We start from the raw sequence: 8,403 nt of genomic DNA, 5'->3' as shown, positions 1-8,403 counted from the left end.
AACTCCTCGAACAACGCGCCCGATCGATCACCGACCAGCGGCTCAACCGCCTCCTCGGGGAACGCCATGATCGACATGACCCCAGTCAACCAGCACCCACCGACAAAAATGGGACCCGAAAGACCACGGGCAGCAGAGGATTTCAGAAACTTCACCGAGACCGCTGAGACCGCGAAATCCCACCGGACTTCTCACAGCCGCAGCAGTCTCGGCGCACAGAGGAACACCCGGGGTATCTTCTTCAGAACCGAAAGGGGCGGCATGCGTTGGATCGTGGCGGCAGTGGCCGTGGCTGTGTCAGCTGTGTTGGCCACGGGCTGCAGTACCGCCGTCGAGGGCACCGCCACCGCCGTTCTGAACAGCCCCGGCGTCACGATGTCCGACGACGGCGGCGGAATCGTCGCGGGCTCCCCCGACGCCGGGGTGCGCATCGAGATCTACGCCGAACCGCAGTGCACGCACTGCGCGACCCTGCAGTTCAAGTTCGGCGATGAGCTCAGGGGCCACCTGGAATCCGGGCGCCTGGCGGTCACCTACCGGCCGCTGACGTTCCTCGACCTCGGCCGCCCGGGTTACTCCGCGGCAGTGGTCGACGCGCTGTTCCTGGCGGTGGATCCCGCGACGCTGGCCGGGCAGTTCCAGGCGTTCGTCTCCGAATTGTGGGCCAATCAGAGCCTGGCCCTGAGCAGATACACCAACGAGGACTTCGCCAGGATGGCGACCTCTGCCGGGTTGTCCACGACCGTGTCCGAGGCCATCAGCTTCGGCCGCAGCACCGTCGATCCCGACGAGGTGACCGACGTCAACGCCGAACTGCTCCTAGCGATCGAGGGCGATGTGCACACCCCGGTGGTCTACAACCTGAACGACGACAGCGTCATCGACATCTCCGACGACGACTGGCTCAACGACCTGATGCGCCAAGCCTGAGCGCGCCCGCCGCATCGAGGCGCCGTTCGATCGCGACGATCCCGATCAGCGCGGCCAGGGCCACGATCCAACCGACCACGGCGATCGATCCGGCCGGGATGATCGCCAGCGCAGCGGTGCGGTCCTGTACCCGGACCAGGTCGGGATCGTCCTTGTCGTACTCGACGTAGATCCGCATGCCGGTGGCCAGTTCGGAGGGGTAGAGCACACCCAGTTCGGGACGGTAGGTGACCCGGTCCGGCGTGACGAACTCGATCGTCGACCGGCGCGGGCCCGCGCTGAGCACCTCGGCCTGCGCCACCCCCATGTTCCCCTCGATCTGCCGGTCGTTGCGCCACGCCCCGGCCACCAACAGCACCGACTGCAGGGTCACCACAAACACCGCGATCCACACGCCGACCTTGCTCCACCGCAACACTTTTCGGGGTGTCGAGTCGACGACCCCGTCGGGCCTGCGCGGCAGGAGCTGCGCCAGCTGGCTGCGGTCGAGTCTCACAGCGCGGCCTTGATCGACGCGTGCAGCTGCCGCAGCGACGATCGGTCGGCCTTCACCTCCAGCACCCGCATACCGGCGTGCGGTTCGTCGAGAACAGCGGCCAGGGCGTCGATTTCGACCTGCTGACACTCGACGTGATACGCCCGGCACAGCGCGGCCACATCGACGTCGTGCGGTGTGCCGAAGATCCGCGAGGAGACATCGGAGAACCGCGGGTCGCCCTGCTCGAGCAGTTCGAAGATGCCGCCGCCGTTGTCATTCGACACCACGATGGTCAAATTCTGCGGAGTGGGCTCGGTGGGCCCGATCAACAGCCCCGAACTGTCGTGGACGAACGTCAGATCGCCGATCAGCGCCACGGTCCGGCCACCCGAGCGGTCATGTGCCAGAGCGGCGCCGATCGCGGTTGACACCGTGCCGTCGATACCCGCGACACCGCGGTTGGACCGCACCCGGATCGCGCGCGGGCCCGCCGTCACCAGGCCGGCCAGCGCAATGTCGCGCACCGGGTTGGACGCACCGAGCACCAGCTGATCCCCGTCGCGCAGCGCGTCGGCGACCGCGGCCGCGACGTGCAGACCCGTGGTCAACGGGTGCGTCCTCAGCTGGCCGCGCACCGCATCGACGGCGTGCCGGTTGACCTCGGCGCAGCGCTGCAGCCACGCCGCGGCGGGGGTGCCAGAGACGACCGCCCGGGTGCCGGTGGCCTGCGAGTTGCCCGAGACGTCGGGCCAGCGCGGGCCGGTGGTGAGGGCGTAGACCGGCACCGACGGGTCGGCGAGCAGTGCCGACACCGGGCGGTGCAGGGTCGGCCGACCCAACATGATGACCTGGGCGGGCCGCAGCAGCGGCAGCGCCAGCGGATGCAGGGGGTTGGCCGGCTGCGGTGCCGTCGGTTCGGCGACGGTCGGCAGCGCCGCCAGGTTGGGGTGCGCGCCGGCGCCGTGCCCCGCGATCACCAGGGTGTCGGGAGTGACGTCGATGTCCAACGGCTGATCGAATGAGACGGGCGGAGTGTAAGTCCACGGCCTGCCGTCGGGCCTGCCCTCCGGAACGTCGGCCGCCTCCGCGTCGTCGACGTGCCGCGGGTCCGGCACCAGCGGTTCCCGCAGCGGGATGTCGAACTGCACGGGGCCGGCGTTGCCGCTGCGGGCACCGGTGGCGGCCACCAGGACACGGCAGGTGGCGGAGCGCCACTGCGCGTTGAGGGCGGCCATCTTCTCCGGCGCATTCTCGGCCAGGCCCAGGCTGATGCTGGCCCGAACCTGCGTGCCGAAGTAGCCGAGCTGTTCCATGGTCTGGTTGGCACCCGTGCCCAGCAGTTCGTAGGGCCGGTTGGCGCTCAGCACGATCAGCGGAACGCGCGCGTAGTTGGCCTCGATGACGGCGGGTCCCAGGTTGGCCACGGCCGTGCCGGACGTCATCGCGACGCACACCGGTGCACCCGCTGCGACCGCCAGTCCGATGGCGAGGTAGCCCGCCGTGCGCTCGTCGATGCGCACGTGAAGCCGAAGCCGACCGGCGCGGTCGGCGGCCTCCAGCGCGAACGCGAGCGGCGCGTTGCGTGAGCCCGGGCACAGCACCACGTCCCGAACCCCGCCGCGGATCAACTCATCGACGACGATGCGCGCCTGAGCGGTCGATGGGTTCACCACAACACTCTGTCACATGGGCAGGCGGCCGAAGAATTCCAGCATCGCGTTGTTGACCGCATCGGGCTGCTCGATGAACCCGAGGTGTCCGGCATCACGTATCTGCAGGTGGCGGGCCTTGGGGATGGCGTCGGCCACCTCTTTGCCGAGGTGCGGGGGCAGCACCAGATCATCGGCGAAGGAGATCACCAGGGTCGGGGTCGTGATGGCGCGGTAGGCCGCCAGTCGGTTGCCCTCGGGCTTGACGTCGAACTGGCACCGGTTGCCCGGTGTCGCCTTGACCGGCCACATGGTGAACATCTCGATCCAGTCCCCGGCCACGCGGTCGTTGTTGAGGGTGGCGGGCGAGAAGTTCTCCAGCATGCGGATTTTGGCGTCCATCTCGGGCGGCAGTTCGACGCCGGCGTCGAGCCGGATCTCCTCGGCGCGGCGGAAGAACTCCCGCGTGCGGTCGTGGCGGCCGCGGGTCGCCATCAGCACGGCCTGCTTGACCAGCTCGGGGCGCGCGAGCATCAGCTCCTGAGCGATGAACGCACCCATCGAGACCCCGACCACCCGCGTCGGACCGCCGACCAACTCCTCGATCAGGGACGCGGTGTCGGCGACCATGGTCTCGGTGGTGAAACCGTTGGCGTTCTCGGTGGCGCCGATGCCCCGATTGTCGAATGTGATGGTGCGGAACCCGGCCCGGAGGAACGCCGGGACCTGATGCAGGTGCCAGGTGCGGCCCGCACCGCCGTGACCGGCGATGAACAGGACCGGATCCCCCTTGCCGCGGTCGTCGTAGGCGAGATTGATCACCCGCCCACGGTAGCGGAGCGTTTCTGCCGCCCGCGTCGCCTGCCTCGCACGACGTCGATCGCGCGGCCCCACAGCAGCAGCGTGCTGGCCTTGAGCAGAGCGGGTTTGACCATGTCCTTACCCAGCAGCGCGGCCGCGGTGGCCTTGGTCGCCGCGGACGCCTTCGACACGTGCCCCGAGTCGAACGGCGGCTGCGGGTCGTACTCGATACCCAGCTGGATGGCCTTGGCTCGGTCCACTCCCCCCAGCTGCGCGGCCAGCCACAGGCCCAGGTCGATCCCGGCCGACACCCCTGCGGCGGTGACGATGTCGCCCTCGTGCACCACGCGTTCGTCGCCGACCGGGACCGCACCGAGCATCTTGAGCGCCGGCAGGGTGGACCAGTGCGACGTGGCGCGTCTGCCGTCGAGCAGGCCCGCGGCGGCCAGCACCACCGAACCCGAACACACCGACGCCGTCCACGCCGCCGTGCGGTGGGTGCCGCGCAGCCACGCGAGCACCTTCTCGTCCCTGGCGACCTCGACGGTGCCGGGCCCGCCCGGCACGAGCACCACATCGGGTGCGGGTGTCTCCTCGAACGTGTGGGTGGCACCGATCACCAGGACACCGGAATCCGCGGTGACGGGGCCGGTCTGATGCCAGACGAAGCGAACCTCGGTGTCGGGCAGTCGATGCAGGATCTCGTAGGGACCGATGAAGTCCAGCGCCGTGAAGTCGGGATAGAGGACGATCGCGATCTGGGTCATGGGGACTCCTTTGTGGTTCCGATGTGGTTCGGGTAAAGCTTCCGGTCAGGCGAACTGTCTGCGGTACTGGTCGGGTGAGACGCCGATGCGACGAACGAAGTTGCGGCGCATGGTTTCCGCGGTGCCGAACCCGCACCGGGACGCGATCGCCACCACGGTGTCGTCGGTCTGTTCGAGCAGGCGCCGGGCCGCATCGGTGCGGATGCGTTCGACGTAGGTGGCCGGGGCCTCCCCGACCTCGTCGGTGAACACCCGGGTGAAGTGCCGCGGGCTCATCGCGGCGCGCCGCGCGAGGTCGGCGACGGTGTGCGTGGCTCCCGGATGGGCCTCGATGGCCTCCTGCACCTCGCGGATGGGTGACCGTTTGGCCCTCGGCATCCACACCGGCGGCGCGAACTGCGTCTGGCCGCCCGGGCGGCGCAGATAGAGCACGAGATAGCGGGCCACGGTCTGCGCCACGTCGGTGCCGTGGTCGTCCTCGACCAGCGACAGCGCAAGGTCGATGCCCGCTGTCACGCCTGCCGCGGTCCACACCCGTTCGGAACTGCGCACGAAGATCGGTTCGGGGTCGACGTCGATCCCCGGGTACTCCTCGGCCATCCGGTCGGCGAACGCCCAGTGTGTGGTGGCACGGCAGCCGTCGAGCAGACCGGCCTCCGCGGCCAGGAACGCGCCCGTGCACACGCTCACGACGCGACGGGCACCGCGCGCCGTCTCGCGGATCCAGCTCATCAGGTCGGGATCGTCACGGACCGCGACCGTGCCGCCGCCGCCGGGGAGCACCAGCGTGTCGACGGGTCCGGTCGGCAGTGGATCGGCGGCCAGCCTCAACCCGCTGTCGGTGCGGATCGCCGCGCCACCCTGGGACACCACGGCGACGTCATATCCAACCGGTGGGTTTCCGGCCGGTGGGTTTCCGGCGGGTGCTGTCCGCGCGGCCAGGACCAGCCCGGCCGTATGGAACACCTCGAACGGGCCCACCAGGTCGAGCGACTGAATGCCCGGGTAGGCCAGGAGCACCACCGATCGCCGCATGCGCTCAATCGTGACCCCGCACCCGGCATGGCGTCTATGCCATGCACCCCACAGATCAGGACATCAACGGGCCGTGAGCACCGCGTGGCAGTCCCGCACCCGCCGCAGCCACCAGTCGCGCCGCGGTGCGGGCGCCCGCAGCGCCGTCAACCGCGCCCGGTCGGGCACCACCGTCCGCACCGGCAGGAACCCGTCGACCGGGGTCGGTGCATCGGCGGGATCCACCACGTCTTCGATGAAGAACCCGCCGGTGCCCAGACCGCACGCGTGCGACAACGTGGGCAGTGCCGCGGCGGCTCGCACCCCGAGTCCGATGCCCACCGCGGAGTCCAGTGCGCTGGAGACCACCACCGGGATGTCGATCTGCTCGGCGATGCGCAGCATGCTCGACACCCCGCCCAACGGCGCCACCTTGAGCACCGCGACGTCCGCGGCGCCGGCGCGCACGACGTGCAGGGGGTCCTCAGCCCGGCGGATGCTCTCGTCGGCGGCGATCGGGGTGCCGACGCGGCGACGCACCTCGGCCAACTCGGCCACGGTCCGGCAGGGCTGTTCGACGTACTCCAGCGGGCCGTTCGCGGTCAGCGCGCCGATCGCGGCCACGGCGTCGTCGACCGACCATCCCGCGTTGGCGTCCACCCGCACGACAGGCACCAGGGCCCGCACGGCCTCGACCCGTGCCACATCCTCGGCCAGGGTCTGGCCCGGTTCTGCGACCTTGACCTTGGCGGTCTGCGCGCCGGGGAAGCGCGCCAGGACGTCGGCAACCGCCGAGGCCGGTACGGCCGGCACCGTGGCATTGATCGCCACGCGATCCCGGCGTGGTGGCGGAACACCCACGAAGGCCGCCTCGATTCCCGAGTTCAGCCATGCCGCGGCCTCGGGCGCGTCGTACTCGGGAAAGGCACCGAACTCACCCCACCCGGCGGGGCCGTCGATCAGCGCGACCTCACGTTCGGTGATCCCGCGGAAGCGGACCCGCATGGGCAGCACCACGACGTGGATGCGCTCCAGAAGCTCCTCGAGTGCGGGGATCACACCGTGGCCCGGTCGCGGCCCTCCCAGAACGGCTTGCGCAGATCCCGCTTCAGAATCTTGCCGGTGGGATTGCGGGGCAGGGCGTCGAGGACGTCGACTGACTTGGGGCACTTGTAGTGCGCCAACCGCTGCCGACACCAGTCGATGAGTTCGGCCGGGTCCACAGGGTTCTCCAGGGCCACAACGGCTTTGACCGCCTCGCCCCACTTCTCGTCGGGCACACCGAAGACGGCGACCTCGGTGACGGCGGGATGTTCGGCCAGTGCGCGTTCCACCTCGATCGAGTAGATGTTCTCTCCCCCGGAGATGATCATGTCCTTCAACCGGTCCTCGACGTAGATGTACCCGTCGTCGTCGACGCGGCCGATGTCACCGCTGCGGAACCACCCGTCGGTTGTGATCGCCTCGGCCGTGGCATCCGGACGGTTGAGGTAGCCCTTCATCAGTTGCGGTGTGCGGAACCACAACTCGCCCTGCGCACCGGTGGGGACATCGTGGCCGGTGTCGGGATCGACGACCCGAAGTTCGACCTGGGGCGACAGCTTGCCCGCGCTCACCAGCCGCTCGGGGTGGTCGAGATCGCGGTGCTCCTCGGGCCCCAGCACGGTGACCACACCGCACACCTCAGTCAAGCCGTACACCTGCCGGAAATCGGTGTCCGGCCAATATCTGATCGCTTCGCGCAGCAGCGGAAGTGGCATGGGTGCGGCGCCGTAGGTGAAGGTCTTGAGCGCACCGAAGAGTTTGATGGCGTCCTCCCCCGCGGACAGCACCATGGCCAGCACCGCGGGGACCAGGAAGGTGCGGTTGGCGCCGGCCAGGATGGCTCCGGCCAGCGAGGCACCGTCCACCTCACGCGTCATCACGGTCGGGACGCCGTCGTGGATACCGACCTGGACGTAGGACGATCCGCCGACGTGGAACAGCGGCATGGACACCATGTTCTTGTCACCGTCGTCGAAGACCCACCCGTCGTGGGAGTTGATGGTGTGAGCGATCAGGTTGCGGTGACTCAGCTCAACGCCTTTGGGGCGGCCGGTGGTGCCCGAGGAGTACATGATCAACACGGTGTCCTCGGGATCGGTGCCTGCGCTGCGACCCACGGGCGCGGAGTCGGCCAGAAGTTGTTCGTACTCGTCGCCGTCGCCGTCGGGGGTGACCGTGACGATGCGCGTCACCGCGGGCAGCCGGTCGGCGATGGCGTCGATCGCCGGCCGGAGTTCGGCTCCGACCACCAGGAATTTGGCGCCGGAGTCGTTGAGGACGAAGTCGAGTTCGTCGGCGGCCAACCGGAAGTTGACCACCGCGGTGGCCGCACCAAGGGATCCGGCGGCGAACGTCAGTTCCACACAGGCCGGGTGGTTCTTGTCCAGGAACGCCACGACGTCACCGCGCCCGATGCCCATCGCGGTCAACGCGCCGGCCAGCCGGCGGACCCGGTCATTCCACTGAGCCCAGGTCCAGGTGCGGTCCAGGTAGGTGATGGCCTCGGCGTCGGGCGTGTGCGCGGCCCAATGCGCCAGGCGGTCGTCGAGGAACTGCGGCCGAGGTGCTTGAGTCTCCATGGCGCACGAGCTTGCCATGCCCCGGCGTGGTTTTGGGGGGGGGGGGGGGGCGCGCCCCCCCCCCCCCCCCCCCCCCACCCCCCCCCCCGGCCCCCCGCGGGGGGGGCGGGGGGGGGGGGGGGGCGCGGGGGGGGGGCCCC

At 69.8% G+C, this 8,403-nt stretch carries 8 protein-coding genes; 1 reads left to right on the top strand and 7 read right to left on the bottom strand.

Annotated elements, in window-relative coordinates; all coding sequences use genetic code 11:
• Positions 1–288 precede the first annotated feature (288 nt).
• Positions 289–930, top strand: a complete 642-nt coding sequence (locus A5727_RS16320) for a DsbA family protein (protein WP_197507679.1) — start codon at positions 289–291, stop codon at positions 928–930.
• Here A5727_RS16320 and A5727_RS16315 read toward each other — a convergent pair.
• From A5727_RS16315 to A5727_RS16285, 7 genes are all read right to left on the bottom strand, one after another.
• Positions 905–1,426: a DUF3592 domain-containing protein gene (locus A5727_RS16315; protein WP_068251476.1), complete on the bottom strand. Its 522-nt coding sequence runs from the start codon at positions 1,424–1,426 to the stop codon at positions 905–907. The genes A5727_RS16320 and A5727_RS16315 overlap by 26 nt on opposite strands.
• Complete coding sequence (gene menD / locus A5727_RS16310) at positions 1,423–3,078, bottom strand: 2-succinyl-5-enolpyruvyl-6-hydroxy-3-cyclohexene-1-carboxylic-acid synthase (RefSeq protein ID WP_068251485.1); 1,656 nt, start codon at positions 3,076–3,078, stop codon at positions 1,423–1,425. The genes A5727_RS16315 and menD overlap by 4 nt, the downstream gene beginning before the upstream one ends.
• 12 nt (positions 3,079–3,090) lie before the next feature.
• Positions 3,091–3,876 carry an alpha/beta fold hydrolase gene (locus A5727_RS16305; protein WP_068251482.1) on the bottom strand — a complete coding sequence of 262 codons (786 nt, stop codon included), beginning with the start codon at positions 3,874–3,876 and terminating at the stop codon, positions 3,091–3,093.
• Positions 3,876–4,625, bottom strand: coding sequence for a DJ-1/PfpI family protein (locus tag A5727_RS16300; RefSeq protein WP_068251473.1), 750 nt, complete (start codon positions 4,623–4,625; stop codon positions 3,876–3,878). Before A5727_RS16300 ends, A5727_RS16305 begins: the two co-directional genes overlap by 1 nt.
• 45 nt (positions 4,626–4,670) lie before the next feature.
• Positions 4,671–5,660, bottom strand: coding sequence for a GlxA family transcriptional regulator (locus A5727_RS16295; protein WP_068251470.1), 990 nt, complete (start codon positions 5,658–5,660; stop codon positions 4,671–4,673).
• Positions 5,661–5,723: 63 nt separating this feature from the next.
• Positions 5,724–6,698, bottom strand: a complete 975-nt coding sequence (locus tag A5727_RS16290; protein WP_068251467.1) for an o-succinylbenzoate synthase — start codon at positions 6,696–6,698, stop codon at positions 5,724–5,726.
• A complete protein-coding gene (locus A5727_RS16285) occupies positions 6,695–8,263 on the bottom strand; it encodes a long-chain-fatty-acid--CoA ligase (protein ID WP_068251464.1) in 1,569 nt (522 codons plus the stop codon). The genes A5727_RS16290 and A5727_RS16285 overlap by 4 nt, the downstream gene beginning before the upstream one ends.
• Positions 8,264–8,403 lie beyond the last annotated feature (140 nt).

Source organism: Mycobacterium sp. ACS4331 (assembly GCF_001667265.1).
GTDB lineage: Bacteria > Actinomycetota > Actinomycetes > Mycobacteriales > Mycobacteriaceae > Mycobacterium.
This window is presented reverse-complemented; position numbering and strand designations above follow the sequence as displayed.

What these genes read in the sequence shown, in the direction of transcription:
- A5727_RS16295 (WP_068251470.1), bottom strand. Translation starts at nt 5,660, where the DNA reads ATGCGGCGATCGGTGGTGCTCCTGGCCTACCCGGGCATTCAGTCGCTC.
- A5727_RS16300 (WP_068251473.1), bottom strand. Translation starts at nt 4,625, where the DNA reads ATGACCCAGATCGCGATCGTCCTCTATCCCGACTTCACGGCGCTGGAC.
- A5727_RS16285 (WP_068251464.1), bottom strand. Translation starts at nt 8,263, where the DNA reads ATGGAGACTCAAGCACCTCGGCCGCAGTTCCTCGACGACCGCCTGGCG.